Source organism: Nocardiopsis sp. TSRI0078, from assembly GCF_001905145.1.
Classification (GTDB): domain Bacteria; phylum Actinomycetota; class Actinomycetes; order Streptosporangiales; family Streptosporangiaceae; genus Nocardiopsis.
On the sequence record NZ_LWLB01000011.1, the window covers coordinates 16,011 to 41,676 of the forward strand.

Below are 25,666 nucleotides of genomic sequence, written 5' to 3' on the forward strand. Positions count from 1 at the left end.
AGTACCGGCAGCATCCTCACCGGATGCTGTGACCCAGACGACGAGCCCCCTTCTACGAAGGGCGCGCACCTTCGTAGGAACCATGCCGCGAAGCGGACCCAGGCGGTGCGTGCCCGATGATGAGCACCGTCCTCAGTATCGCCTTCGGGGCTCTGGTGGTCTTCCTGATCACCGTGGCGACGGGATACTTCGTCGCCCAGGAATTCGGCTTCATGGCCGTGGACCGCTCACGCCTGCGGGCGCGGGCCGCGGCCGGTGACACCGGGGCCAAACGGGCCCTGGACATCACCGGACGCACCTCCTTCATGCTCTCCGGCGCCCAGCTGGGCATCACCGTGACCGGGCTGCTGGTCGGCTACGTGGCCGAGCCCATGATCGGCCAGGGCGTCGGCGAACTCCTCGGCGTCGTCGGGGTCCCCACGGGGACCGGCGTGGCCGTGGGAACCGTCCTCGCCCTGCTGTTCTCCACCATCGTGCAGATGGTCTTCGGCGAGCTCTTCCCCAAGAACCTGGCCATCGCCCGGCCCGAACCGGTGGCGCGCTGGCTGGCGCTGTCCACCAGGATCTACCTGAGGATCTTCGGCCCGGTCATCTGGCTGTTCGACCAGGCCGCGATCCTGCTGCTCAAGGCGGTGCGGATCGAGCCGGTGGAGGACGTGCAGCACGCGGCCACACCGCGCGACCTGGAGAGCATCATCGCCGAGTCCCGGGAGAGCGGTGACCTGCCCGCCGAGCTGTCCGCGCTGCTGGACCGCACCCTGGACTTCCACGACCGCACCGCCGGGCACGCGATGATCCCGCGCCCGGAGGTGACCACCGTGGAGGAGGGCGACCCCGTCAGCCGCGTCGTGGAGCTGATGGCCTCCGACCACTCGCGCTTCCCCGTCCTGGGCGACGGCGTGGACGACATCGTCGGCGTGATCTGCCTGCGCGACGTACTCGCCCTGGGCGACCGCGACCTGGCCGACGTCAAGGTCAGCGAGGTCGCCCGGGAGACGGTGATGGTGCCCGCGTCGCTGCCGCTGCCGGTGCTGCTGGACCGGCTGCGGGAGGCGGGCGAGGAGTTCGCCTGCGTCGTGGACGAGTACGGCGGACTGGCCGGGGTCGTCACGACCGAGGACCTGGCCGAGGAACTGGTCGGCGAGATCGCCGACGAGCACACCCCGGAGGAGGAGTCACCCGCCTACCTGGAGGGAGAGGGCTCCTACCTGGTCCCGGGCGCACTGCACATCGACGAGGTCGAACGGCTCATCGACCACGACCTGCCCCCGGGCGACTACGAGACCGTGGGCGGCCTGGTCATCCACGAGCTCCACCGGCTGCCCGAGGTCGGCGACCAGGCCCGGATCCGCCTGCCCCGCCCGACCAGCGCACACGAGGAAGACCCCGACATGGCGCTGACCCTGACCGTCAACACCGTGCACAGGCACGTTCCGCACACGGTGGAGCTGCGCCTGCGCGAGGCGGCCGAGAGCGAAACGGAGGTGCGCGCGTGAGCGACATGAACGTGTGGCTGGCGCTGGCGCTGACCGCGGCCATCATCGTACTGAGCGCCTTCTTCGTGGCCATCGAGTTCGCGCTGGTGGCGGCCCGCCGCTACCGGCTGGAGGAGGCCGCGGAGACGAGCGTGTCGGCGCGGGCCGCCCTGCGCAGCGCACGCGACCTGTCACTGCTCCTGGCCGGCTCGCAGCTGGGCATCACCCTGTGCACACTGGCGCTGGGCGCGATCTCCAAACCCGCCGTCCACCACCTGCTGGAACCCCTGTTCACGGGCCTGCCGCACGCGGTGTCCTCGGTGGTCTCGTTCGTGCTCTCACTGGTCCTGGTGACGTTCCTGCACCTGGTGGTGGGCGAGATGGCGCCCAAGTCCTGGGCGATCTCGCACCCGGAGAGGTCGGCGACCCTGCTGGCCGTGCCGATGCGGGCCTTCATGTGGCTCACCCGCCCGCTGCTGCTGATGCTGAACGGCATGGCCAACTGGTGCCTGCACCGCGTCGGCGTGACCGCCGTGGACGAGCTCTCGGCCGGACACGGCCCCGAGGACGTACGCGAACTCGTGGAGCACTCGGCCAAGGCCGGGGCGCTGGACGCCGAACGGCGCGACCAGCTGGCCACCGCGCTGGAGGTCAACTCGCGTCCGCTGGACGAGATCGTGACCCGGCGCGAGGAGATCGCCTCGGTCTCCCCCGACGCCGGCGTGGAGGAGATCAAGCGGGTCTCGCGGGAGTCCACGCACCTGCGCCTGGTGGTGGTGGACCGCGGCGAGCCGGTGGGCGTGCTGCACGTGCGCGAGGCGCTGACCGGCGCACGGGACACGACGGCGGCCGACCTGATGCGCCCGGTGCTCACCCTGCACTCGCAGACGCCGATGTACGCGGCGATGAGCATCATGCGTGAGAGCCGCAGCCACCTGTCCCTGGTGGAGGCGGACGGAGAGGTGATCGGCCTGGTCACCCTCCAGGACATCCTGGACCGCCTGCTGCTGCTGGAGACGGCCGCCTAGGACCTGCACGTGGCCGTGGGACGAGGGGCCGGGAAAGGGCGTGCGCCCTTTCCCGGCCCCACCTCGTAGGAGGGCGGGGCCGCGGGGCCGTGCCTTCCGGCGCGCGGCGGCTACGCGTGGGGCGCCTCCCCCGGCCTCCCCCCAGCGGTCGAAGAGCGCCCGTCCGACGGGCAGCAGCACGACCGAGGACATCACCAGGACGAGGAAGATCCCTCCCAGCCGGTCGTATCCGGCCTGCCTCTCCTCCTCCGCGGCGGTGGGGGGGATCGTGCTCCTCCGGGGAAGGGGCGACGCGGAACTCGGCTATCGGTTCGCCGGAGGATGTGCCCGTGACCACGCACGTGCCCCCGCAGGGAAGGCCGACGTCGATCTCCGCACCGGTCACGGCATAGGTGCCGTAGACGCTGGTCCAGTCCCCGCCGGGGAGGGTCTGCCGGGGGCCGACAGCAGGCTGTGGCCCTCGAGCGCGGCCGCCTCCGACAGGGGTCCGCCCCGCACGGGGTGGAAGTTCGAGATCTCGATCCGGAAGGAGTCCGGTAGGGACCGCGACACGGCGTCGGGGTCGCGGCCCGCGGCCTCCAGCATGCTCCGCATCTCCTCCTCGAAGAAGGCCCAGTTCTCCCCAAGCTACGGCGAGGGGCAAAGTAACCGGTGAGTAGCTACAGCGGCCCTGAGAGCAGGGCGTGTGTGGCGGCGTCCTCCTTGCAGGACAGGCGCTGGTCGATCCCCATCGCCCGCAGCTCGCCCAGCACCCTGGCCACGTCCCGGCGGTCCCGCCAGTCCTTGGTGTAGACGCAGATCAGCCGGTCCTTGCCAGGTTTGTCGTCGGTGGCAACCTGGGCCCTCCACCCCAGGCGTCCGGCCTCGGTGGCCTCCACGATGGCCGCCCACACCTCGTTTACCCGCTCGGGGGCGGTGAAGGACATCCACTTGCCGGTGAACCCGGCGTTGGCCTTCTCCGCACTGGGCAAGTGGACGCGCCGCAACAGCCGTCGCTTGTCGCTGGCCTGTACCGGCCCCTCAAGGAGCTGGGTGAAACAGTCGAAGCATGCCGCCGATCTACTCGTGGAATCGGGTCAGACGCTCGCTCAGGACCCGGTCGAGCGCCGCCCGTCCCGCCGGGCCCCACGCCGGCTTGCCGCCGGGCAGGCCGCGGTCCCCGTTCTGGCCCATCAGCATCAGGAAGAGGCTCTTCAGCGCGGCCAGCCCGCGGGCGCGCCGAACCGTCGCCTCGTCAGCCTCCGCGTAGGCGGCGAAGAAGCGTGCGGCCGCGCCCGCCGGCAGCAGCACCCAGGCGGCCGCCAGGTCCGACGCCGGGTCGCCGACGAACAGGTCGCCGAAGTCGACGACGCCCGCCAGCGTCCCGTCCGCGACGACGACGTTCGCGGGATGCAGGTCGCCGTGCACCCACACTGGCGGACCCTCCCATGCGGGGGCCGCGACGGCGTCGTCCCAGACGGCCCGGACATCGGCGGCGTCGGAGCCGATCGCGTCAGCGTCGACGGAGTCGAAGAACTGGTCGAAGCCGTTCGTGCAGTCCTTGGGGTGCGCGCCGCGGCCCGTATCAACCGGTGCGTCGGCGGGCGCTGGCACATGCAGCGCCCGGAGGAACGCCGCCAGGGTGTCGGCCGCGTGCTCGCCGCGGGTGATCGACCCGTGGTCCAGCGGCAGGCCCGGCACCCACGTCATGACCGTCCACATCTTGGGGAAACGCTCGGAGGGCGCACCACCTCGCACCGGGACGGGGCTGGGCAGCGGCAGGCGTGGGGCGAGCAGCGGCAGCCACCGGCGCTCCTTGAACTGGGGATCGGGGTCGGTGTCCATGCGCTGGATCCGCACGGCCAGCTCGTCCCCGAGGCGCCACATCTGGTTGCCCCAGCCGCCCTCCACCTCGCGGAGGGGCAGCTCGGCCAGGTCCGGATGCTGGTCCCGCAGCAGGTCGCGGATGAGACCCGCGGTGATCTCGATCTCGGTCATGCGGAGCAACCATATCGGCGAGCTGGTCCTCTTCGTCCTCGGTGGCCGCGTGGGTGCCGTACCTGTCGCGGATCTGGCTGCGGTGGTACTTCACCGACCGGGTGTTCCAGGGATACTTGCCGAACAGCGCCGCCTCCACGCCCACCTGGTCGGCGACGAAGGGCACCGCCGCGGCCGGGATCTCCTCGGCGCAGGAGGGGAAGCGGCCCTCGATCTAAGAACTTCAGCTTGAGCGCGAACCCGGGCCGGGTGGCGCCGCTCTTGTCACCGAGCAGCTTGCGGTCGCCCTCTTCCAGGGTCCACTCATCGACGAGCTGTCCAGGGGTCCAGTCCTGGCGCATGAGGGGTACTCCGCGATCGTGTGCGGTCAGTCGGCAGCGCGCACGACCGCGGACAGATGCCCGGTTACCGGCGGGTTCACCTGATCCGTGACCTCGGACCGCCCCTCGCCGTGGCTTCGGGAGAACTGGGCCAGGAAGGAGGATCGTTCCACCGTCAGTGTGAGGGTCTCCTCCCTGTCCCCGGAGACCGGATGGACGTACGGGGACGTGGAGGTGTACTCGGGTTCGTCGATGACGAAGTCCAGTTCCCCGACGAAGCTGACGGGGACGGCGGCGCCCAGGTCCGGCGAGTTCCCCGGGACCGTGAGCAGCGGCCCCCGGACGGATCGGAGCAGCCGCTGTACTCCCACACCACGCCCGGGTCCCGGGTCGGCCCCGGAGCGCCCGCCGCGACGCAGCACGACAGCGCCAGACCACCGGCCACCCCGCGAACGCGCGCACACGAGGGGGAGGGCGCGCGGCGCACGCCCTCCCCCCTGTACTGCGGCGGAGCCTAGGCGGTCTTGGCCGTCAGCTTCACCTCGATGTTGCCGCGGGTGGCGCGGGAGTAGGGGCACATCTGGTGGGCGCCCTGGACCAGCTCCTCGGCCTTGGCCTGGTCCACGCCCGGAATGGTGACGATGAGCTCGACGGCCAGGTCCAGGCCCTCGTCGGTCTTGCCGATGCTGACCCGGGAGTCGATGGTGGAGCCGTCGACGTCGACCTTCTCCTTGCGGGCGACCGCCTTGAGGGCGCCGTGGAAGCAGGCGCCGTAGCCGATGGCGAAGAGCTGCTCGGGGTTGGTGCCGACGCCGTCGTCACCGCCCATGCCCTTGGGCACGGACAGGTCGACCTCCAGGCGGCCGTCATCGGTCCTTCCGTTGCCCTTGCGGCCCTCACCGGTGACGGTGGCGTTGGCGGTGTACATCACGTCGTATGCCATGTTTGCCTTTCTCGTTGACGACACGTGGTCGCTGTGGTTGGAACGGTCGGTCCGGGAGGCGCCCTCAGCAGGAGGCGTGCCTGGAGGAGGTCTCCACCGAACGTGTGATCTGGTCGAGCGCGTCCCGTAGCGCCGCGGCCCTGCCGGGGGGAAGGTCGGCCGCGCACAGGACCCGGTCGGGAACCCCCTCGGCGCGCGCCCGCAGCTCCTCGCCCCTGCGCGTGGCCGAGACCTCCACGACGCGCTCGTCGGTGGCGCTGCGCTCACGGGTCAGCAGACCGGCGCCCTCCAGACGGCGCAGCAGCGGCGAGAGCGTTCCCGAGTCCAGGTGCAGGGCGTGGCTGAGCTCCTTGACGGTGAGCGTCCCGCGCTCCCACAGCACGAGCATGACCAGGTACTGCGGGTAGGTCAGCCCCAGCTCCCCCAGCAGCTCCCGGTACAGCCCGGTCAGGGCGCGGGAGGCCGCGTAGAGGGAGAAGCACAGCTGGTTGTCCAGGGCGAGGGGGTTGCCCCCTTCCGCTTCGGCCACGGTCTTCCCTCCCACCCGTACGGGGCCGTCGGTCGGGCACCACCGTAACAGAATTCGGTTGAGCGCAACATGATAGGGCGCAATATTTTTCCGCCGACCCGTGCCCGCGCCCCGTGAAGGGCGCGGGCACCACGTGCTCACAGGAAGCGGACCCCCTGGGCCAGCGGCAGCTCACCGCCGTAGTTGACCGTGTTGGTCGCCCGGCGCATGTAGGCCTTCCACGCGTCCGAACCCGACTCACGGCCGCCGCCGGTGTCCTTCTCCCCGCCGAAGGCGCCCCCGATCTCCGCACCGGAGGTACCGATGTTGACGTTGACGATCCCGCAGTCCGAGCCGGCCGCGGACAGGAACCGCTCGGCCTCGGCCTGGTCCTGGGTGAAGATCGCCGACGACAGGCCCTGGGGCACGCCGTTGTGCATCCGCACGGCCTCCTCCAGGGTGCGGTAGGACATCACGTACAGGATCGGCGCGAAGGTCTCCTCCCGCACCACCTCGGTCTGACCCGGCATGCGCACCACCGCGGGCTCCACGTAGTAGGCGTCGGCGGCCTCCTCCGCCAGACGCCGACCGCCGCCGACGAGCACCTCGCCGCCGTCGGCCCCGGCGCGCTCCAACGCCTCGCACATGGCCACGTACCCGCGCTCACCCACCAGCGGGCCCACCAGGGTCGACTCCTCGAAGGGATCGCCGATCCGGTCGCGCAGCTGCTTGTAGGCGTCCACGACGCGCCGGGTGACCTCCTCGACCACGTCCTCGTGCACGATGAGGCGCCGCAGCGTCGTGCAGCGCTGGCCCGCGGTACCGGCGGCCGAGAACACGCTGCCGCGCACCACCAGGTCCAGATCCGCCGACGGAGCGACCACCGCCGCGTTGTTGCCGCCCAGTTCCAGCAGGTAGCGGCCCATACGTGCGGCCACCCGGGGCGCGACCGCACGGCCCATCGCGGTCGACCCGGTCGCCGACAGCAAAGACACCCGCTCGTCCTCCACCAGGGCCTCTCCGACCTCCCGTCCGCCCAGCACCACCTGGTGGACCTCCGAGGGCGCACCCACGTCGGAGGCCGCGCGCATGAGCAGGCCGTGGCAGGCCAGCGCGGTCAGCGGCGTCAGCTCCGAGGGCTTCCACACCACGGTGTCACCACACACCAGGGCCACACACGTGTTCCACGACCACACGGCCACGGGGAAGTTGAACGCGGTGATCACACCGACCACGCCCAGCGGATGCCAGGTCTCCATGAGCCGGTGGCCGGGCCGCTCGGAGGGCATGGTGCGCCCGTACAGCTGCCGGGACATGCCCACGGCCAGATCGCAGATGTCGATCATCTCCTGGACCTCGCCCAGGGCCTCGGAGCGGATCTTGCCCGCCTCGATGGTCACCAGCTCGGCCAGGTCGTCCTTGTGCTCGCGCAACAGCTCACCGAGCCGGTGGACGAGCCGCCCGCGCACGGGGGCGGGGGTGTCGCGCCAGGAGGAGGCGAAGGCCTCGTGGGCCGTGGTGACGGCCCGCCCGACGGAGGCGGCGTCGTCGTGCCCCAGCGGGAAGAGCTCCCGCCCGGTGATGGGCGTCCTGGCCGCGCCGGCGGGCCCGGCGGACCCGTCCGACCCACGCGGCCGGTCCAGGCCGCACCGTTCCAGGGCGGCCCGCGCGCGCTCGGCGAGGGACTCGGTGTCGGGGAGGGCGAAGGTGCGCATGTGTTTCTCTCTCCGTTGAGAGGGGCCAGCGGTCACCACACACACTGCCAAGTTCGACCCCCCCGGTCCAGCCCCGGTGTCGTGGTCGCGGGCCGCGCGACACTCCCCGCACCAGCCGGATCCGGGCGGCGTTAGACTCACCTGGCCCCTCCCCGAGGCGACCGAACACCCTGCGAGAAGACAGCGACCCCGTGCACCACCACACCAGCCCCGAAGAGGACCGCGCCGGCCTCCCCGAACCGCGCACGATCCTGACCCGCTCCGGCTTCAGCGCCGCCGACCCCCTGTTCAGCGCCGACCTGCGGACCAGTGCGGACCTCTCCCAGGCCCGGGAGGCGGTCGCCGCGCACGCCTCCCGGCTGTGGACGGAGGCCGCCCGCGACGGAGCCGACGACCGCCCCCTGTACTGGGCGCGGCTGGTACTGGCCGCCAGGCTGCGGTCCTGGCAGCCGGGCTTCCCCCTGTCCGAGACCGAGCGCGCCGGCCTGCTGCACCTGCTGGAGACCGGATCACGCGGCGTCGCCGACCTCGACTTCCCGCACGGCGACCGGTGGATCCGGGTGATCGTGACCGGCTTCGACCCCTTCCACCTGGACGAGGACCCGGCGTGCTCCAACCCCTCCGGGGCGGCGGCACTGGACCTGAACGGGTGGACCTTCCCCGTGGGCGCGCACACGGCCGTGGTACGCACCATCGTGTTCCCGGTGCGCTGGGCCGACTTCGACGCCGGCCTGGTGGAGGAGGCGCTGGCCCCGTGGCACGGGCGCGCGGACGCGATCGTGACACTCAGCCGCGGACGGCCCGGCCGCTTCGACCTGGAGGTGTGGAACGGTGCCTGGCGCGGCGGGGGCGAGGACAACCTGCGCGTGTCGCGCACAGGCCGGGTCCCCGTGCCGGACGCCCCGCAGTGGACGCGCTCCTCACTGCCCCACGAGCCGATCACGGCGGCGACGGAGCAGAGCCCCTACCCCGTGGTGGTCAACACCGAGGTCGCCGAGATCCCGGCAGGCGGCGGCGAGACGGTGGTGCGCCCGGACGGCCCCACCCCGGAGTCGACCGCGCGTGGCGGAGGCGGCGGGGACTACCTGTCCAACGAGATCGCCTACCGCAACACGCTGCTGCGGGACGAAGCCGGGCAGCGGACCCCGGCCGGGCACGTGCACCTGCCCAAGGTGGCGGACCCGCGGGACAACGCCGCGGTCCTGGCCCAGGTCCGCCTGATCGTGGCGGCCGTGGCCGCCGACGCGGCACAGACCAGGGCCGGGGACGGCGCCCAGGCCGAGGACTGAGCCCGCCCCGCCTCCCGGCGGCCCAGGACCCGCCCGGCACCCGCCGCGACCACGGAAAGGGCGCCGATGGCCGAGCCCTGACTCGCGGGCTGCTGCGGTGGCTGGAAGCCGGGGCCGCCGTACCAGCCTCCCGGGGGCGGAGGAGGACCTCCGGGCGGCGGAGGGGATGGTTTCCGCCGCCGGGCGGAGGCGGGTAGCCACCGCTGCCTCCGCCGGGAGGGAGGTAGCCACCGGTTCCGTGACCGTAACTCATGGTTGCCTCTCGGAGGAGTCCGTAGGCGGTCGCCCCGGCAGGGTGTGACGCCCCATCAGTGTCCCAGGTTCACCCTGATACCCAGACGCCCCTCTTCGCGACACAGAGTCACCGTGTCGCCGCTCAGTGATTCACACACGGGCGGGCCGCTCGGATATGGTCCCCTGGTGGCTCTCACCTCTCTGCGACGAACAATCTCCGTCTGCGCCGCCCTGGGCCTGCTCCTGGTCCCGGGCTGCCATGCCGTGGAACAGGCCCTACCCTACGCCGAGGCGGTCAGGACCTCCCCCGACGACATGGCCGGACTACAGGCACGGACAGTGACGGTGGACACCGACCACAGCGTGGTGAGCTACCGCTATCCGATGCTGGGCGGCGCCCACCCGCTGACGGTGGAGACGCGTACCCGCATGGCCCGGCGGCAGACCGCCTTCCTGGAGGAGCTCCCGGACCGGGGCACCCCCGAACTGCACCAGGACGCGACCATCCTGGCCGCCTCCCCCCACCTGGTGGGCGCGCGGCTGACCGCGACCACCTCGGCCGGAAGGGACCGGACCTTCGAGGCCTCCACCCTGTGGTACGACGCCGAGAGCGGCGAGGTACTGCCGTGGACGTCGCTGTTCCGCGACGAGGAGGCGATCCAGCAGGCCCACCTGGCACTCGCCGAGGTACTGGAGGAGGGCTACAACCTCCCCCCACAGCAGCTGCCCGGCCTGGTCGGCGAGGTCGCCCGCGGCGAGGGGGCCGAAGACGGCGCGACGGCCAGGGCCGAGAACCCCGACAGCAGCGCCCCGCCCTTGGACGGCCCGCCCGGCGAGGAGGGCGGCGAGGACGAGGGCCCGGGCCTGTCCGACCCCGAGCGGGCCCACGAGGCGGCCCAGCGCTGGGCGGGCTCGCCCCTCCAGGACCTGGCCTTCAGCACCGCGGGCGGCCTGGCCGTGCGGATGGACCCCGCCGACGTGCCCGCGGCGGGCCGGGTCGACGAGGTACTGGTGCCCGTGGCACCCGAGGACACCGAGGGACTGCTGTCCGAACTGGGCTATCAGGCCCGGGAGGCGGCACTGTCGGGCAACAACGCCGACGACGACCTGCCGCTGGGCGAGGAGCTCAGCGCACAGGGCCACACCCTGGACTGCGCACGGCTCAAGTGCGTGGCGCTGACCTTCGACGACGGCCCCGGCGAGCACACCGACGCCCTGCTGGACATCCTGGACGAGTACGACGCCCGGGCCACCTTCTACGTCCTGGGGTCGCTGGTGGAGGAGTTCCCCGACCCGATGCGGCGGATGGCCGAGGAGGGCCACGAACTGGGCAACCACACCTGGAAGCACGACGACCTCGCGCGGATGTCGGGCACCGAGATCCGCAAGGACATCAAGCGCACCAACGAGGCCGTGCGCGAACTGACCGGCTCCCTTCCCCGGACCATCCGGCCGCCCTACGGGTCGCTGGACGGGACGGTGCGCCGTTCGGTGGACCAGCCGTTCGTCCTGTGGGACGTGGACACGCTGGACTGGAAGAACCGCGACAGCGACGCCGTCAGCGGGCACGCACTGGACCACACGGTGCCGGGGAGCGTGGTGCTCTTCCACGACATCCACGAGACGTCGGTACAGGCCGTCCCGGCGGTGCTGGCCGGACTGCACCGGCAGGGCTACCACTTCGTCACGGTCACCGACATCTTCGGGGACTCGGGCCTGGAACCGGGCGACGTGTACACCGACGCCCGCCTGCCCTGACACCACCGCCCCGCCCCGGCGGCGCGCGCAAGCGGCCCCCGGCCCCGTCCGCGGAGCCGGGGGCCGCGCCGTGGGCGGGGCAGCCCCCGGCGGGGGCACGGGGAAATCCGCCACCCGAAATCGGGAACACGTAAGAAGAATCGGCACCTCCCGTGAAGGCAATGGGATAGGTTGCGCTCTCGAGGCCGGAAAACCTCTTTCACAAACCATTACAAATGGGAAGAATCCCCTTTTCCTATTTTTGTCCCAACCCATTCCCGCACGGAGGAACAAGAAGTGGCACCAGCGAAGACCGAGGCCGAGGAAGAGCAGGGAACAACACCCAGGGGAACCTTCGTCAACTGGCTGACCTCGACCGATCACAAGATCATCGGATACATGTACATCATCACCGCCTTCGCCTTCTTCCTCCTCGGCGGGGTCATGGCGGTACTCATCCGCGCCGAACTGCTCCTCCCGGGCATGCAGGTCATGTCCAACGAGCAGTACAACCAGCTGTTCACCATGCACGGCACGATCATGCTGCTGATGTTCGCGACCCCGCTGTTCATCGGATTCGGCAACGTGATCATGCCGCTGCAGATCGGCGCGCCCGACGTGGCGTTCCCGAGGATGAACCTGTTCAGCTACTACCTGTTCCTGTTCGGCAGCCTCATCGCCATCAGCGGGTTCCTCACCCCCGGCGGCGCCGCCGACTTCGGCTGGTTCGCCTACACGCCGCTCTCGGGACCGGTCCGCTCACCGGGGCTGGGCGGCGACCTGTGGGCCCTGGGCCTGGTCGTCTCCGGTCTGGGCACGATCCTGGGCGCGGTCAACTTCATCACCACCGGCCTGTGCATGCGCGCGCCGGGCATGACGATGTTCCGCATGCCGGTCTTCACCTGGAACATCCTCCTCACCAGTGTCCTGGTGCTCATCGCGTTCCCGGTCCTGACCGCGGCCCTGGTGGCCCTGGCCGCCGACCGCATCGTCGGCGCACAGGTCTACCACCCCGAGCACGGCGGGACGATCCTGTGGCAGCACCTGTTCTGGTTCTTCGGCCACCCCGAGGTGTACATCATCGCGCTGCCGTTCTTCGGCATCGTCACCGAGGTCATCCCGGTCTTCTCGCGCAAGCCGATCTTCGGCTACAAGAGCCTGGTGGCGGCGACGATCGCCATCACCGGCCTGTCGGTGACGGTGTGGGCCCACCACATGTTCCCCACCGGCGCGGTGCTGCTGCCGTTCTTCTCGTTCATGAGCTTCCTCATCGCGGTGCCCACCGGCGTGAAGTTCTTCAACTGGATCGGCACGATGTGGCGGGGCCAGATCACCTTCGAGACGCCGATGCTGTTCGTCATCGGCTTCCTGGTGACCTTCCTCTTCGGCGGTCTGACGGGTGTGCTGCTGGCCTCGCCGCCCATCGACTTCCACGTCACCGACTCCTACTTCGTGGTGGCCCACTTCCACTACGTGGTGTTCGGCACGGTGGTGTTCGCGATGTTCGCGGGCTTCTACTACTGGTGGCCCAAGTTCACCGGCACCATGCTCAACGAGGGACTGGGCAAGTTCCACTTCTGGCTTTTGTTCCTGGGCTTCCACGGCACGTTCCTGGTCCAGCACTGGCTGGGCGCCGCGGGCTTCCCGCGCCGCTACGCCGACTACCTGGTCTTCGACGGCTTCACCGAGCTGAACCAGATCTCCTCGGTCTCCTCCTTCGTCCTGGCCGCCTCCACCCTCATCTTCTTCTGGAACGTCTACATCACCGCGAAGAAGGCCCCACAGGTCGGGGTGGACGACCCGTGGGGATACGGCAACTCCCTGGAGTGGGCGACCTCCTGCCCGCCGCCGCGGCACAACTTCACGTCGCTGCCGCGGATCCGCTCCGAGCGCCCCGTGTTCGACCTGAACCACCCGTACGCGGCGGCCACACCCGCGAGCAGCGGACGCGACAGCTCCCCTGAGCACTGACCCGGCGGCGGGGCGGCGCCTCCCGCCCCGCCGCTCACAGGAGCCTGCGCAGCAGCTTCTCCTTCAGGTCGGTGATCGGCGCGTAGGCGACCTTCATCGTGTCCATGAACAGCGACTTGTCGAGCACCGACTTGGTGTGCGAGAAGGTGTCGACCGAGGCGACGGAGTGGTAGGCGCCCATACCGCTGTCCCCCACACCGCCGAAGGGCAGCTCGGGAACGGCCAGGTGGGCGATGGGCAGGCCGAAGGCCAGGCCGCCCGAGGAGGTCTCGGTGGCCAGCCGGCGCTTGGTCTCCTCCGAGTTCGTGAAGCCGTACAGCGCCAGCGGCTTGTCGCGCTCGTTGACGAAGGCGATGGCCGCGTCCAGGTCGGGGACCTCCACGATCGGCAGGACCGGCCCGAAGATCTCCTCCGCCATCACCGGGGACGCCGGGTCCACCCCGCCCAGGACGGTGGGGGCTATGTAGAGCTCCTCGCGGTCGTGCTGTCCCCCGGCGACCACGGTGCCGCTCTCCAGCAGCGCGACGAGCCGCGCGAAGTGGCGCTCGTTGACGATGCGCCCGTAGTCGGCGCTCCGGGCCGGGTCCTCCCCGAACATCTCGGTGATGGCCGCGGCCAGCTCCCGCTGCAGGGCCTCGGCGGTACCGCCGACGGCGAGCACGTAGTCGGGGGCCACACAGGTCTGCCCGGCGTTGGTGAACTTGCCCCAGGCCAGACGGCGCGCGGTGGTGGTCAGGTCCACGCCGGGCTCGACGATGGCCGGGCTCTTGCCGCCCAGCTCCAGGGTGACGGGGGTCAGGTGCTTGACCGCGGCGGCCATGACGATACGGGCCACTGCGCCGTTGCCGGTGTAGAAGATGTGGTCGAAGCGCTCCTCCAGCAGGGCGGTGCTCTCGGGGACACCGCCCTCCACGACCGCGACCGCCTCGGTGTCCAGGTAGCGCGGCACCAGCTCGGCCAGGGCCGCGGAGGTGGCGGGGGCGAGCTCGCTGGGCTTGACCAGGGCGGCGTTGCCCGCCGCGATGGCGCCGACCAGGGGCGCCAGGGACAGGTTCACCGGGTAGTTCCACGGCGAGACGATCAGCACGGTGCCCAGCGGCTCACGCACACGGCGCGCCTTGGCCGGGGCCAGGGCCAGGGGCACCGACACCCGCTGGGGGCGCAGCCAGGAGGCCAGGTGCCTGAGGGTGTGGTCGATCTCGTTGACCACGAAGCCGATCTCGGTGGTGTGCGCCTCCACCGGGCTCTTGCCCAGATCGGCCTTGAGGGCCCGCTCCAGGGCCGGGCACTCCTCGACGAGCAGTCGGCGCAGGGCGCGCAGCTGGGCACGGCGCCAGGCGATCGGCTTGGTGCGGCCGGAGGCGAACGCGGCACGCAGGCGGGCGACGGTCGGGGGGATCTCGGTGGTCAGGGTCAGCGGCTCACCGGGCCCGGGGGCGGCGTTCTCGACGTCCTGGGCGCTTGAGGTGTTCGTCATGGAGTGATGTTAAACGAAACACTTTCGTTTCGAAAGAGGGTCTGGCATAGGATCCCGAACATGACCACGGACCATCTGCCGGACGCGCCGCACGCCCCCCACCGGGGGAGGCCACGCGACGCCAGCCGGGACCGCGCGCTGATGGACGCCACCCTCGCCGAACTCCAACTGCACGGCTACAGCGGCCTGACCACGGCCGCCGTCGCCAGACGGGCCGGTGTCTCCACCGCCACGCTCTACCGGCGCTGGCGCTCCAAGGAGGACCTGGTCCTGGGAGCCTCCCATGCCTGGGCCGAGGAACTGGGCCCCGACCACGACACCGGAAGCCTGCCCTCGGACCTGGCCGCCCTCCTGCACGACAAGGCCGCCGCCCTGGACGGCCCCTCCGGGCGCCTGCTGCGCGCCGTCCTGGGCGAGGCGGCACACAACCAGGCACTCGCCGACGTGCTCATGGAACAGTTCGTCCTACCGCTCCAGACCCGTGTCGAGGCGGTCCTGAACCGGGCCGCCGACCGGGGCGAGATCCCACCGGGGCAGGACCCGCTGGTGGTGGGCGAGATGGTGATCGGCCCGATGGTCAGCCACACCTTCCTCATCCCGCACACACCCGGCTCCCGCCCCGGCACGGAGATGGCCGAACGGCTGCTGCCCTACCTGCTGCGCGCCCTGGGCGCACGTACCGCCTAGACCCGGACACGAGAAGGCCCCGTCCACCGGACCGGCGGGCGGGGCCCCGCGGACGAACCATTCCGTCACCGCAGGACAGAACGCGTCCGGTCCGCTTCGGACACACCGGCAACGTCCGCCCATGCGCTGGAGGACCGGCCGCCCGAAGGCGTCGCGAGGACTCCTGGGTGAACCTGGACCGAGCCGTGATGCACGGTTCGGAGGTCGTTTCGAGCTGTATCGATTGACTTTTGACTATTGAGAACCATCACCTTTACGCCATAGATCTTTAGGTGATCGGTGTGGTCGGGCGGCCTTCGGCGGATGCCGACGACGACCCACCTGCCGCACGGAGCGCGAAGCCCGCGCTCCCCGTGCGGACCCCGGCTGTGGCCGCTCCGCCAGTCATCTGGGAGTCAGGACGTACTCGCCGAGAGCTCGCTCGGAAGCGGCCCCGCCAGTTCCCCGATGCCCGGCCCCCTCCCCCACCGGGCTCGGGTAACCGGAGCGCGGTCGGTGCAGGGGCTCGTTCGGCGCCGACCGGCAGGGATTCCCGCGCTCCCGGACAGTGGTACTTCGCCCCAGGGGGCGGGGGAGCGCCGCTGTGAGCTCTACCAAGTGCCTGGCCGGGGACGTGCGGAAGGCTCCACCCCCCTGGGGCGGACCACTGGCTTTTCCCAGGGCGGACCCGGCCGCGCCCGCCTGCGGCGGATCGCGGCCGGGCCGGGGAGCGCACTCCGGCTACCGGGCCGGGAGGATCCTGCCGGTGACCTCGCCGAAGTCGACCCTGGTCCCGTCCGGCCCCGGGGCGGTGGCGGTGATCGTCACCTCGTCGCCGTCCTCCAGGAAGGCGCGCTCGGTGCCGTCGGGCAGGCGCAGCGGCTCCTTGCCGCTCCAGGTCAGCTCCAGCAGGCAGCCGCGCTGACCGGGCTCGGGGCCGCTGACCGTACCGGAGGCGTACACGTCCCCGGTGCGCAGGGACGCCCCGTTGACCGTCATGTGCGCGAGCTGCTGGGCCGCGGTCCAGTACATCTGGGCGAAGGGCGGGTTCGACACCACGTGCCCGTTCAGCCTGACCTCAAGGCGCAGGTCCAGCCCCCAGGGCCGGGACCCCTGGAGGTAGGGCATCGGCTCGGGGTCCTGGGCGGGCTGCTCCACCCGGGCGGCCTCCAGGGCGGAGACCGGCACGATCCACGGCGACACGGACGTGGCGAAGGACTTGCCCAGGAACGGGCCGAGCGGCACGTACTCCCAGGCCTGCAGGTCGCGGGAGGACCAGTCGTTGAGCAGGAACACCCCGAAGACGTGGTCGGCGAAGTCGTCCACCTCCACGCGCTCGCCCATCGCGCTGGGCGTCCCGACGACGAAACCGACCTCGGCCTCGATGTCCAGGCGGACCGAGGGCCCGAAGACCGGCGCGGGCTCCGTGGGCGGCTTGCGCTGGCCGGTGGGGCGCACGATGTCGGTGCCCGAGACCACGACGGTGCCCGAGCGGCCGTGGTAGCCGATGGGCAGGTGCTTCCAGTTCGGGGTGAGGGGCTCCTGCTCGGGGCGGAAGATGCGGCCCACGTTGGTGGCGTGGTGCTCCGAGGCGTAGAAGTCCACGTAGTCGGCCACGGTGAAGGGCAGGTGCAGCCGGACCGTGGAGCGGTCCACCAGGTGGGGGCGCACCGCGGTTTCGTGGGCCGGGTCGGTCAGCCACGAGGTCAGGGCCGCGCGGACCTCGTCCCACACCGGGCGCCCGGCGGCCAGGAGGCCGTCCAGGTTCGGGCCGGAGACGGTCTCGGCGAAGGGCGCGTCCAGGGCGCGGGCCGCGGCGCCCAGGTCCAGGACGTACTCGCCCACGGCCACACCCGTGCGCGGGGCGGGGTCGGCGTCGGTGCCGAACACCCCGTAGGGCAGGGTGGCCAGGCCGAACTGCGCGTCCGGTGCGAGGTCGAGCCAGCTGTCGGGCATGGCGTTCGCTTTCTGAGAGTGGGCGGTCAGCGGGTACGGGATGCGGGCAGCGCCCCCAGGACGACGAGGTCCTCCAGGGGGTCGGTGACGCTGCACGTGCCGAAGGAGCGGAAGCTGCGGCGCACCCGCTCGGCCTCGGCTTCGGTGAGCTTGGCGGCGAGCGCGGCCAGTCGGGAGCCGTCGCGGTCGGCCAGGACGTGGGCGGCCTCCCGCTCGGCGGCACCGTCGAGCAGGGCGGCGGTGGCCAGCAGCACGTTGAGGAACCCGTGCTGCTCGAAGCCCTCGGCGGTGGTGTGGCGCACGGCGTGGTGCAGGCCGGCCGTGCACTTGAAGGGCAGCTCCAGATCCACCGCCGCGTGCAGGAACGCGGCCAGCTCCTCCTCGTCGGGGTGGGCCTCGTGGGTGAGCCCGCCGGTGCGGAACTTGGCGCTGTGGCCGGTGCCCGCCAGCGCCTCCAGGTCCGCGCGCACCCGGCCCCGGCGGGAGACCTCCACGAACCCCTCCGCCCCCTCGGGCAGGTGGGCGCGGAGCCGCTCAGCCACGGCGGCGGCCGCGCCGGGCTCCGCGGCGGCCTCCACCCCGGCCAGCCGCAGCGCCGGATCGGCCAGGACGGACTCCACGGCGGGCGCCACACCGTCCGCGCCGCCGGGGACGGTGACCGCGACGGCGAGCGGTTCGGGCGCGCCCTCCTCCCGGGCCAGGACGGCGCGCAGCTCACCCACGCGGGCGTCGGAGACCAGGAACGGTCCGACGTACTCGGCGCGCGGGCCCGCCCGGTGGGCGCGGTGGGCGGGCAGCGCCCCGCCCATGGGCGCGTTGCCGGGCGGGAAGAGCGCCGCGTCGTCGAAGAGCCCGCGGTACAGTGCCGCGCTCACCGCCGCTCCCTCCGGCCGCCGGCCCAGCTCCAGGCGTAGACGCCGTCGTCGGCGGCCAGGCCGCCCTCGCCCAGGTCCAGCGGACGGAAGGTGTCCACCATGACGGCGAGCTCGTCGAAGGCCTCGGCGCCGATGCTGCGCTCGTAGGCTCCGGGCTGGGGCCCGTGGGAGTGGCCGCCCGGGTGCAGGGAGATGGACCCCTGGCCGATCCCCGAGCCCTTGCGGGCCTCGTAGTCGCCGCCGCAGTAGAACATGACCTCGTCGGAGTCGACGTTGGAGTGGTAGTAGGGCACCGGGATCGCGCCGGGATGGTAGTCCACCTTGCGCGGCACGAAGTTGCAGATGACGAAGTTGTGGCCCTCGAACACCTGGTGGACGGGCGGCGGCTGGTGGACGCGCCCGGTGATGGGCTGGAAGTCGTCGATGTTGAAGGCGTAGGGGTACAGGCACCCGTCCCAGCCCACGACGTCGAAGGGATGCGCGGGATAGGTGTAGCGGGTGCCGGAGATACCGCCGGGGCCGTCGCCGCGGTGCTTGATGAGCACGTCGACGTTCTCGCCCTCGGCCAGCAGCGGCTCGGAGGGGCCGCGCAGGTCGCGTTCGCAGTAGGGGGAGTGCTCCAGGAACTGCCCGTACCGGGACAGGTAGCGCTTGGGCGGGGCGATGTGGCTGTTGGCCTCCACCACGTAGGCGCGCAGCGGCTCCTCCCCGGTGGGCACCCAGCGGTGGGTGGTGGCCCGGGGCAGGACGACGTAGTCGCCCCGTCCGACCTCCAGCAGGCCGAAGACGGTCTCCACGCGGGCGGTGCCCGACTCCACGTACACGCACTCGTCGCCGATGCCGTTGCGGTACAGCTCCGAGGGAGCACCGGCCACGACGTAGGAGATGCGCACGTCGTCGTTGCCCAGGACCAGGCGGCGCGACTCCACGACGTCGGCGGCCTTCCACTCCTGGTCGGAGAAGAGGTCGTGCAGCCTCAGGTGGCGGGGCACCATCGGCGCGTTGCGGGTGCGGGCCTGGTCGGGGACCTCCCACTCGGCGGCGTCGACGATGGCCGAGGGGATGGCCCGGTGGTAGAGCAGCGAGGAGTCGGCGGAGAAGCCCTCCTCCCCCATCAGCTCCTCGTAGTACAGGCCGCCCTCGGGGGTGCGGTGCTGGGTGTGGCGGGTGCGGGGCACCTCGCCGACCTGGCGGTAGTAGGCCATGGCGGTGTTCTCCCTTCCGTGTCGGGTGGATCCGGGTCAGGCGGCCGGGGCGGGCTCGTCACCGCGCGGGCCGGTGCCGGGGGTGTCCTCGGCGGCGGTCCCCGCCGGTCGGCCGACCCCCTCGGCGGACGCGGGGAGGCGGGGGGTGAACCCCAGCGCGGCGCGCACCGCCGCGCGCACGGCGGCGGCCCCGCCCGCGACGACCGCGGCCACGTGGGCGTCGGGGCGCACCAGCCACACCTGGCCCGGTGCGGGTTCCAGGGCCTTGGTGAGCGCGCCGGTGGTGTCGATCGCGTCCAGGTACAGGGCGTTGACGGGGGCCTGGGTGGCCTCGCGGGCGGCGGTGAGCACGCCCTCCAGGAACGCGCCGGGCTCGCGGCCCTCGGGGGCGGGACCCGCCAGCAGGGTCAGGCCCTCGCGCAGCAGCGGGCGGATGCGGGTGGGCGCGTCCTCGCCGGGCAGGCTCACGGGGGCGTCGGGCAGGATCACCCCGGGGCAGGGGTCGGGGACCTGTCCGCGCGGGGGCCGTCCGCCGAAGGGGCGTTCGGGGCAGGGGGTGGTCAGGGCCGAGTCGGTGTACCAGAACGGTTCGGCCAGGCGCCCGGAGTCGACCCTGGCGCGGGCCGCCTCCTCGGTCAGCGCCTGTTCGAGCACGGTGACGCGGGTGCGGTGGGCCTCCTCGTCGTGGGGGACCAGGAAGCGCATGGTGGCGCTGGTGACGTCGGCGTTCTCCAGGGCCGCGGCGTGGCGCTCGTCGTGGTAGCTCTCCAGCAGCTCCTCGCCCGCCCACCCGGCCAGGACGTAGGCGAGCTTCCACGCGGCGTTCTCGGCGTCCTGGACCCCGGAGTTGAGTCCGCGGGCGCCGAAGGGGGCGACCAGGTGGGCGTTGTCGCCGAGCAGCAGGACGCGGCCCGCGCGCATGCGCTCGGCCACGCGGGTGTGGAACCGGTAGACCGAGTGCCAGACGATCTCGTAGGGCCGCTCGCCGATGATCTGGCGGATGCGGGCGTCCAGGCGGCCGCTGGCCTCCTCGGCCGCCAGGTCGAAGTCGGCGGGGACCTGCCAGTCGATGCGGTAGACCGAGTCGGGGCAGGGGTGGATGAGCACCTGGCGTCCGGGGTTCCACTCGGGATCGAAGTAGAAGCGGCGCTCGCGCTCCCAGCCGTCGAGGTCGGCCCGGATGTCGCAGATGAGGAAGCGGTCGTCGAAGGTGGTGCCGTCGAAGGCCAGTCCCAGGGCCTCGCGGACCACACCGCCGTGGGCGCCCAGGCACGACAGGGCGTGGGAGCCGCGCAGGCTCACCGGCCCCCGGGGGGTGTGGCACTCCACGGTGACGCCGTCCTCGTCCTGGGCGATGCCGGCGACCCGGTGGTTCCACAGGACCTGCACGCCCGCCTCGGCCATGCGCTCGTCCAGGACCTCCTCGGTGCGGGACTGGGAGATGTTGACGAACGGGGGCAGGGACGAGGCCGCCGGGTCGGCCAGGTGGACGCTGAACAGCTCGCGCCCGCGGTAGAAGGTGCGCGCGGTGTCCCAGGTCAGGCCCTCCCTCGCGATGGTCCCGGCGCCCAGCCAGTCCCAGACGTCGAGCACGTCGCGCTGCTGGCAGATGGCCTTGGACCCGACGGCGTCGCGCTCGGGGCGCCCGTCCACGACCAGCACGGGGACTCCGCGCCGGGCCAGTAGCAGGGCCGCGGTCTGGCCGACCGGCCCCGCACCGAGCACCAGGACGGGCTCGGCGGCGGGGTCGGCGGGGGTGCGTGGAGCAGGGGGTCGCATGTGGTGGCTCCGTTCGGCGTGGGCGCCCCGCGTGGGCGCTGACGGGAGAAGGAGGGGGTGGGCGGGCCCTCAGCCCTGGAGCTGGTCCCAGACCTGCCGGTCGCGCTCGGCGGTCCAGACGACGGGGCGCTCGATGCCGGAGAACTCGTCCCACAGGCGGGAGACGTCGAAGGGCAGGCAGTGCTCGAAGATGGGCCAGTGGCCGTAGTCGCCGACCAGGGCGGCGTGGGTGGCCTCGAAGGCCTCCTTGAGGGTGCCGCCGCGGCCGTGGACCGCGCCGACCTCGGCGATCATGACCTTGAGGAAGTTGCGGGTCTGCTCGATGGCGGCGTCGACCTCCTCGCGGCCGCGGCTGACGGCGCCGCGCCCGCCGACGAGCATCTCCGCGCCCAGGGCCTTGACGCCGTCCAGGGTGCCCCCGGCCCAGTCGTGGTGGAAGGCGTCGCCGGTGTAGAGGGCGGCCTGGGCCTCGACGAGGTCGCCGGCGAAGAGGATCCTGTGCTTGGGCAGCCAGGCGACGACGTCGCCCTCGGTGTGGCCGCGGCCGAAGTACTGCAGGACCAGCTCGCCGCGGTCTCCGCCCAGGTCGATGGTGGTGCGGTCGGCGAAGGTCTGGGTGGGCCAGGTCAGGCCGGGCACGGAGTCGGCGTCCTTGGCCAGGCGGGGCATGCGGCCGAACTCGCTGGCCCAGTCCTCCTTGCCGCGCTCGCGGATGAGTTCGTGGGTCTTCTCGTGGGTGAGGATGATCTCGGCGTCGAAGGCGCTGGCGCCCAGGACGCGGACCGCGTGGTAGTGCGAGAGCACCAGGTAGCGGACGGGCTTGTCGGTGTGCTGGCGCAGCAGGGCGAGCCAGTCGCGCGCGGCGGCGGGGGTGGCCAGGGCCTCGAAGGCCACGAGGAAGTCCTCGCCCTCGATGGCGCCCACGTTGGGGTCGCCTTCGGCGGTGAGGGCGTAGACCCCGTCGGCCAGGACCTCCAGGGTCTGCTGCTTGGCCTCGGTGTCGGCGGATGAGGCGAACGGCTTGGCTGCCATGGTCGAAGGACCCTTCACTCGCTCCGGGCGGCGCTTGCCGCCCAATTGATCAAAGGTTTGATGATTATGACCATAACGTGCCCCAGGCCACAGCACCAAGAGGCGTGAGCCCGACTGGCGCGTGATACAGATCACACACCAAGGCTACTCTTCACCCGCCCGGGGGCCGCCACCTGCGGCTCACCGGTCCGTCGCACCCTCCCCGCGAGCGCGCACCGGTCCCATAACCCGCCGCCTCCGACGGATGCGCCCATTCGCAGAACACCCACATCACGCCATAACCGCCTCACACGGGCGCCGGGGAGGAAAAACGCGGTAAACAGCGCCCGTACTCCAGGCACTAGGGTGGTCGCCGTGACCCATGACACCTCTCCCCCAGGCGATCTCACCTTCTGGTCATTCGTGGACTACGCGGTACGGAAGGCCGAACAGGAACTGCCCTCCGTCAACACCGACGCCATGCGCATGGTCCTGACGCTCAACCGGGCCACGAGCATGGTCATCTACGACCTGGAGTCCTCCGTGCACCGCCCGCGCGGGCTCACCTGGCCCGGGTTCAGGGTGATCTTCGCGCTGTGGCTGGCCGGGCCCATGGAGGCCAAGACCACCGCCGAGATCTCCGGCATGAGCCGTGCCGCGCTGTCCGCGCTGCTCAACACCCTCGAACGCGACGGGCTCATCGTGCGCGAGCGCGCCGTCCACGACCGGCGCGCCCTCCAGCTCAGCCTCACCGAGGCCGGATACGGAGCGATCCTCGGCGGCTTCCGCGCGCACAACCGCCGCGAGAGCGCCTGGGCCGAGGCACTCGAACCCGACGAGCGCCAGGAACTCGTACGCCTGCTCAACAAGCTCATGGCGGGCTCCACCGACGCCAAGGCCAAGTTCCGCAGCTGAAACCCCCGAGGCCCCCAGGCCACGGGCAGGGCCGGCACCCGTGCGCCGCCGTCCCGGCGCGACCCGCCGGCCCCGGCACGCCCCGGCGCACCCGGAGAACACAGTCCGCCCGGAGCCGGAATGGACCTTGAGCGGCGCCCTCCCCGCTGTGAGCATCAAGGGCATGGACGACTCCGACCGCGCCCGCCTGCGCTCCGCCGGGCAGCAGTTCTCCGCCGCGAACACCTACCTCAACACCGCCACGCACGGCCTGACACCCCACCGGGCACTGCGGGCCCTGGAACGGCACACCCACGAGGTGGCCTCCGGCCGGTTCTCCCCCGCCGACACCGACCCCCGTATCGAGGGGGTCCGCGCCGCCTACGCCCGCATGGCCGGTGTGTCCGCCGACCGCGTGGCCATCGGCAGCCACGTCGCCCAGCTCGTCGGCACGGTGGCCGCCGGCCTGGCCCCGGGCTCGGAGGTGCTGCTCGCGCGCGAGGAGTTCACCTCCGTGACCTTCCCGTTCCTGGCCCGCCAGAAGGACGGCGTGCGGGTGCGCGAGGTCCCCCTGGCACACCTGCCCGAGGAGGTCGGCCCCGGCACCGCGCTGGTGGCCGTCTCCGCCGTGCAGTCCATCGACGGCGCCCTCGCCCCGCTGCGGGACCTCACCCGGGCCTGCGCCGACCACGGCGCACGGCTCCTGGTGGACACCACCCAGTCCGCCGGATGGCTGCCGCTGGACGCGGACCGGATCGACTACACGGTGTGCTCCACCTTCAAGTGGCTGCTGGGCACACGCGGGGCCGCCCTGCTGACCGGCACCACCGAGGCCCTGTCCGCACTCGGACCCCAGGCCGCGAACTGGTACGCGGGCGGCGACCGGTGGGACTCGCTGTACGGGGGGCCGCTGCGGCTCGCCGACCAGGCCCGCCGCCTGGACCTGCCGCCGGTGTGGTCGGCCTGGATCTGCCTGGAGGAGTCCCTGGCCCTGCTGGAGGAGGTGGGCGTCGAGACGGTCGGCGAGCACGACGCCGCCCTGGGCGACCGCTTCCGCGAGGCCATGGACATGGAACCGGCCGGGTCGGCGATCGTGTCCCTGCCCGTGTCCGAGGACGCCAAGGAGCGCGCGGCCCGGGCGGGGATCGTCACCGCCGTCCGCGACGGGCGGATGCGGGCGGCCTTCCACCTGTACAACGACGAGTCCGACGTGGACCGCCTGGTCAAGGCGCTGAAGGGCTGAGGAGGCGGTTCCGGTCCCGCGCGCCGCGGCGCGCGGGACCGGTCGCCGTGTCAGAAGACCAGGCCGCAGAACGGCGCCCGGGAGCGGTGCAGCGCGGTGTCGAGGCGCTCCACCGCGCCGGGGGTGTGCTCGGTGAGCAACCCCGCGCGCAGGTAGCCCTCCAGCGACGTCTGGCCCAGGTGGGCGGCGCCCAGGTGGGACACGTCCAGGCTGACGTCGGGGGCGGCGTCGGTGGCCTCCACCCGGGCGCCGCCGGTGCCGGCCCTCAGGTGCCAGCGCCCGGCGTTCCACGGCGCGAACCGGTCGGTGACCTCCAGGACCGCCTCGACGGGCCCGGCGTAGGAGCGCTCGGACAGGGCCCCGGGCACGTCCACCAGGCGCACCCACAGGGACGTGTGGAGCGTGGGCACCGCCCGCCCCCTGTCGACGAGCAGGTGGTGCAGCGGGTCGTCCACGGCCAGGGAGTCGAACACGACCTCGCTGGTCAGGTCGCGGTTGAACAGGTGCTCGTACAGAGCGGTCCAGGCGGCCGGGGCGGTGGCGGTGATCTCCTTGACGTACACCTCACCCTGGGATCCGTCCCGCTCCCACCTGCTACGGGTGTGGTAGAGCGCGTACCCCAGCGGCCCGTCGGGGCCGCCGGCCACCACCGCGCGCAGCGGCCCCCTGCCGCCGCGCTGCTCGGGCAGGTCCCGCAGCACCCGGTCCCACCAGTGTCCGGCGCGCTGGAACTGGCCGACCTGGACGGCGGCGACCTCGCGGTGCACCCGTTCCAGGTCCGGGCGCACCTGCTCGGGGTCGGCCAGGCGGATCCGCAGGGAGGGGTCGCGGGGCGCGTCGGCGCGCAGGCGCGCGTGGGGTTGGCGGACGCCGGTCTCCATCTCCGTGGCCGCGGGGCCGTAGCCGAACCGGCCGTAGATGGCGCCCTCGGAGGCCCACAGGGCCGCGTAGCGCTCCCCTCGCGCGTGGATGTCGGCGAGCTGGCGGCGCATGAGGGCGCTGAGCACGCCCCGGCGGCGGTGGGTGGGCCACACACCCACACCCGTCACACCGGCCACAGGACGCGGCCCGCCCGGCATGGCCATCTCGAAGGCGAAGTCGTTGACCGCTCCCACGATCTCGCCGCCGTCCACGGCGACCAGGACGCGGTCATAGCCCTCGGCGTCCAGCAGGGGCCGCAGGTAGCGCTCGCGCTCCTGCGGGGGCTCCGAGGACAGCAGCGCCTCGCCGACCACGCGCATCACCTCGACGTACTCGTCGCGGTCGGTGCCCCGTACGGTCCACTCGGGGTGGGAACTGGAATGGGTCGTCATTCTCCAAGCCTGTCAATTGCGCCGTGGCCCGGGCCACGGCTGGTGCGTGC

General features: G+C 72.2%; 21 protein-coding genes and 1 pseudogene. 8 read left to right on the plus strand and 14 right to left on the minus strand.

Features of this window, described 5'->3' with window-relative positions; all coding sequences use genetic code 11:
- Positions 1-116 precede the first annotated feature (116 nt).
- Both A6A08_RS10195 and A6A08_RS10200 read left to right on the plus strand, forming a co-directional pair.
- Entirely contained in the window at positions 117-1,496 is a 1,380-nt protein-coding gene (locus tag A6A08_RS10195) for a hemolysin family protein (RefSeq protein ID WP_073702318.1), read from the plus strand.
- Positions 1,493-2,503 carry a hemolysin family protein gene (locus tag A6A08_RS10200; protein WP_073702319.1) on the plus strand — a complete coding sequence of 337 codons (1,011 nt, stop codon included), beginning with the start codon at positions 1,493-1,495 and terminating at the stop codon, positions 2,501-2,503. Before A6A08_RS10195 ends, A6A08_RS10200 begins: the two co-directional genes overlap by 4 nt.
- Before the next feature lie 659 nt (positions 2,504-3,162).
- Here A6A08_RS10200 and A6A08_RS10210 read toward each other — a convergent pair.
- From A6A08_RS10210 to A6A08_RS10240, 7 genes and pseudogenes are all read right to left on the minus strand, one after another.
- Positions 3,163-3,474 carry a putative phosphothreonine lyase domain-containg protein gene (locus A6A08_RS10210; protein WP_206780072.1) on the minus strand — a complete coding sequence of 104 codons (312 nt, stop codon included), beginning with the start codon at positions 3,472-3,474 and terminating at the stop codon, positions 3,163-3,165.
- 88 nt (positions 3,475-3,562) lie between these two features.
- Positions 3,563-4,480 carry a phosphotransferase gene (locus tag A6A08_RS10215; RefSeq protein ID WP_073702322.1) on the minus strand — a complete coding sequence of 306 codons (918 nt, stop codon included), beginning with the start codon at positions 4,478-4,480 and terminating at the stop codon, positions 3,563-3,565.
- Between the two features lie 61 nt (positions 4,481-4,541).
- Positions 4,542-4,646 (minus strand): annotated as a pseudogene (locus A6A08_RS28730) (hypothetical protein); the annotation flags it as partial.
- Between the two features lie 201 nt (positions 4,647-4,847).
- The gene (locus A6A08_RS10225; protein ID WP_073702323.1) at positions 4,848-5,171 is read right to left on the minus strand and encodes a hypothetical protein; all 324 of its coding nucleotides are present in this window, start codon (positions 5,169-5,171) and stop codon (positions 4,848-4,850) included.
- Positions 5,172-5,314: 143 nt separating this feature from the next.
- Positions 5,315-5,743: an organic hydroperoxide resistance protein gene (locus tag A6A08_RS10230; RefSeq protein ID WP_073702324.1), complete on the minus strand. Its 429-nt coding sequence runs from the start codon at positions 5,741-5,743 to the stop codon at positions 5,315-5,317.
- Positions 5,744-5,807: 64 nt separating this feature from the next.
- Complete coding sequence (locus A6A08_RS10235; protein ID WP_073702325.1) at positions 5,808-6,272, minus strand: MarR family winged helix-turn-helix transcriptional regulator; 465 nt, start codon at positions 6,270-6,272, stop codon at positions 5,808-5,810.
- A 137-nt stretch (positions 6,273-6,409) separates the two neighbouring features.
- A complete protein-coding gene (locus tag A6A08_RS10240; RefSeq protein WP_073702326.1) occupies positions 6,410-7,966 on the minus strand; it encodes an aldehyde dehydrogenase family protein in 1,557 nt (518 codons plus the stop codon).
- 191 nt (positions 7,967-8,157) lie between these two features.
- Here A6A08_RS10240 and A6A08_RS10245 point away from each other — a divergent pair, with 191 nt between their 5' ends.
- From A6A08_RS10245 to ctaD, 3 genes are all read left to right on the plus strand, one after another.
- Positions 8,158-9,255, plus strand: a complete 1,098-nt coding sequence (locus A6A08_RS10245; RefSeq protein WP_073702327.1) for a pyroglutamyl peptidase — start codon at positions 8,158-8,160, stop codon at positions 9,253-9,255.
- A 420-nt stretch (positions 9,256-9,675) separates the two neighbouring features.
- Positions 9,676-11,247: a polysaccharide deacetylase family protein gene (locus A6A08_RS10255; protein ID WP_073702328.1), complete on the plus strand. Its 1,572-nt coding sequence runs from the start codon at positions 9,676-9,678 to the stop codon at positions 11,245-11,247.
- A gap of 276 nt (positions 11,248-11,523) precedes the next feature.
- Positions 11,524-13,197 carry a cytochrome c oxidase subunit I gene (gene ctaD / locus A6A08_RS10260; protein WP_073702329.1) on the plus strand — a complete coding sequence of 558 codons (1,674 nt, stop codon included), beginning with the start codon at positions 11,524-11,526 and terminating at the stop codon, positions 13,195-13,197.
- A 34-nt stretch (positions 13,198-13,231) separates the two neighbouring features.
- Here the strand turns inward: ctaD and A6A08_RS10265 are convergent, their stop codons facing one another.
- The gene (locus A6A08_RS10265; RefSeq protein ID WP_073702330.1) at positions 13,232-14,674 is read right to left on the minus strand and encodes an aldehyde dehydrogenase family protein; all 1,443 of its coding nucleotides are present in this window, start codon (positions 14,672-14,674) and stop codon (positions 13,232-13,234) included.
- Positions 14,675-14,734: 60 nt separating this feature from the next.
- Here A6A08_RS10265 and A6A08_RS10270 point away from each other — a divergent pair, with 60 nt between their 5' ends.
- Positions 14,735-15,361 (plus strand): TetR/AcrR family transcriptional regulator, encoded by a 627-nt coding sequence (locus A6A08_RS10270; protein ID WP_073702331.1) that lies wholly within the window; start codon positions 14,735-14,737, stop codon positions 15,359-15,361.
- 720 nt (positions 15,362-16,081) lie between these two features.
- Here the strand turns inward: A6A08_RS10270 and fahA are convergent.
- The 5 genes from fahA to A6A08_RS10295 all read right to left on the minus strand — a co-directional run bounded on the left by fahA (position 16,082) and on the right by A6A08_RS10295 (position 22,187).
- Positions 16,082-17,296 (minus strand): fumarylacetoacetase, encoded by a 1,215-nt coding sequence (fahA, locus tag A6A08_RS10275; protein ID WP_073702332.1) that lies wholly within the window; start codon positions 17,294-17,296, stop codon positions 16,082-16,084.
- Positions 17,297-17,322: 26 nt separating this feature from the next.
- Positions 17,323-18,171, minus strand: coding sequence for a hypothetical protein (locus A6A08_RS10280; RefSeq protein ID WP_073702333.1), 849 nt, complete (start codon positions 18,169-18,171; stop codon positions 17,323-17,325).
- Positions 18,168-19,376, minus strand: coding sequence for a homogentisate 1,2-dioxygenase (locus A6A08_RS10285; RefSeq protein ID WP_073702334.1), 1,209 nt, complete (start codon positions 19,374-19,376; stop codon positions 18,168-18,170). Before A6A08_RS10285 ends, A6A08_RS10280 begins: the two co-directional genes overlap by 4 nt.
- 36 nt (positions 19,377-19,412) lie before the next feature.
- A complete protein-coding gene (locus A6A08_RS10290; protein WP_073702335.1) occupies positions 19,413-21,155 on the minus strand; it encodes an FAD-dependent monooxygenase in 1,743 nt (580 codons plus the stop codon).
- 69 nt (positions 21,156-21,224) lie between these two features.
- Positions 21,225-22,187: an MBL fold metallo-hydrolase gene (locus A6A08_RS10295; protein ID WP_073702336.1), complete on the minus strand. Its 963-nt coding sequence runs from the start codon at positions 22,185-22,187 to the stop codon at positions 21,225-21,227.
- Between the two features lie 354 nt (positions 22,188-22,541).
- Here A6A08_RS10295 and A6A08_RS10300 point away from each other — a divergent pair, with 354 nt between their 5' ends.
- Entirely contained in the window at positions 22,542-23,081 is a 540-nt protein-coding gene (locus A6A08_RS10300) for a MarR family winged helix-turn-helix transcriptional regulator (RefSeq protein WP_073702359.1), read from the plus strand.
- 163 nt (positions 23,082-23,244) lie between these two features.
- Positions 23,245-24,303: an aminotransferase class V-fold PLP-dependent enzyme gene (locus tag A6A08_RS10305; RefSeq protein WP_073702360.1), complete on the plus strand. Its 1,059-nt coding sequence runs from the start codon at positions 23,245-23,247 to the stop codon at positions 24,301-24,303.
- A gap of 50 nt (positions 24,304-24,353) precedes the next feature.
- Here the strand turns inward: A6A08_RS10305 and A6A08_RS10310 are convergent, their stop codons facing one another.
- Positions 24,354-25,616, minus strand: a complete 1,263-nt coding sequence (locus A6A08_RS10310; protein ID WP_073702337.1) for a GNAT family N-acetyltransferase — start codon at positions 25,614-25,616, stop codon at positions 24,354-24,356.
- Between the last annotated feature and the right edge of the window lie 50 nt (positions 25,617-25,666).

What these genes read in the sequence shown, in the direction of transcription:
- A6A08_RS10215 (WP_073702322.1), bottom strand. Translation starts at nt 4,480, where the DNA reads ATGACCGAGATCGAGATCACCGCGGGTCTCATCCGCGACCTGCTGCGG.
- A6A08_RS10290 (WP_073702335.1), bottom strand. Translation starts at nt 21,155, where the DNA reads ATGCGACCCCCTGCTCCACGCACCCCCGCCGACCCCGCCGCCGAGCCC.
- A6A08_RS10240 (WP_073702326.1), bottom strand. Translation starts at nt 7,966, where the DNA reads ATGCGCACCTTCGCCCTCCCCGACACCGAGTCCCTCGCCGAGCGCGCG.
- A6A08_RS10195 (WP_073702318.1), top strand. Translation starts at nt 117, where the DNA reads ATGATGAGCACCGTCCTCAGTATCGCCTTCGGGGCTCTGGTGGTCTTC.
- A6A08_RS10230 (WP_073702324.1), bottom strand. Translation starts at nt 5,743, where the DNA reads ATGGCATACGACGTGATGTACACCGCCAACGCCACCGTCACCGGTGAG.
- A6A08_RS10270 (WP_073702331.1), top strand. Translation starts at nt 14,735, where the DNA reads ATGACCACGGACCATCTGCCGGACGCGCCGCACGCCCCCCACCGGGGG.
- A6A08_RS10310 (WP_073702337.1), bottom strand. Translation starts at nt 25,616, where the DNA reads ATGACGACCCATTCCAGTTCCCACCCCGAGTGGACCGTACGGGGCACC.
- A6A08_RS10265 (WP_073702330.1), bottom strand. Translation starts at nt 14,674, where the DNA reads ATGACGAACACCTCAAGCGCCCAGGACGTCGAGAACGCCGCCCCCGGG.
- A6A08_RS10295 (WP_073702336.1), bottom strand. Translation starts at nt 22,187, where the DNA reads ATGGCAGCCAAGCCGTTCGCCTCATCCGCCGACACCGAGGCCAAGCAG.
- A6A08_RS10305 (WP_073702360.1), top strand. Translation starts at nt 23,245, where the DNA reads ATGGACGACTCCGACCGCGCCCGCCTGCGCTCCGCCGGGCAGCAGTTC.
- fahA (WP_073702332.1), bottom strand. Translation starts at nt 17,296, where the DNA reads ATGCCCGACAGCTGGCTCGACCTCGCACCGGACGCGCAGTTCGGCCTG.
- A6A08_RS10285 (WP_073702334.1), bottom strand. Translation starts at nt 19,376, where the DNA reads ATGGCCTACTACCGCCAGGTCGGCGAGGTGCCCCGCACCCGCCACACC.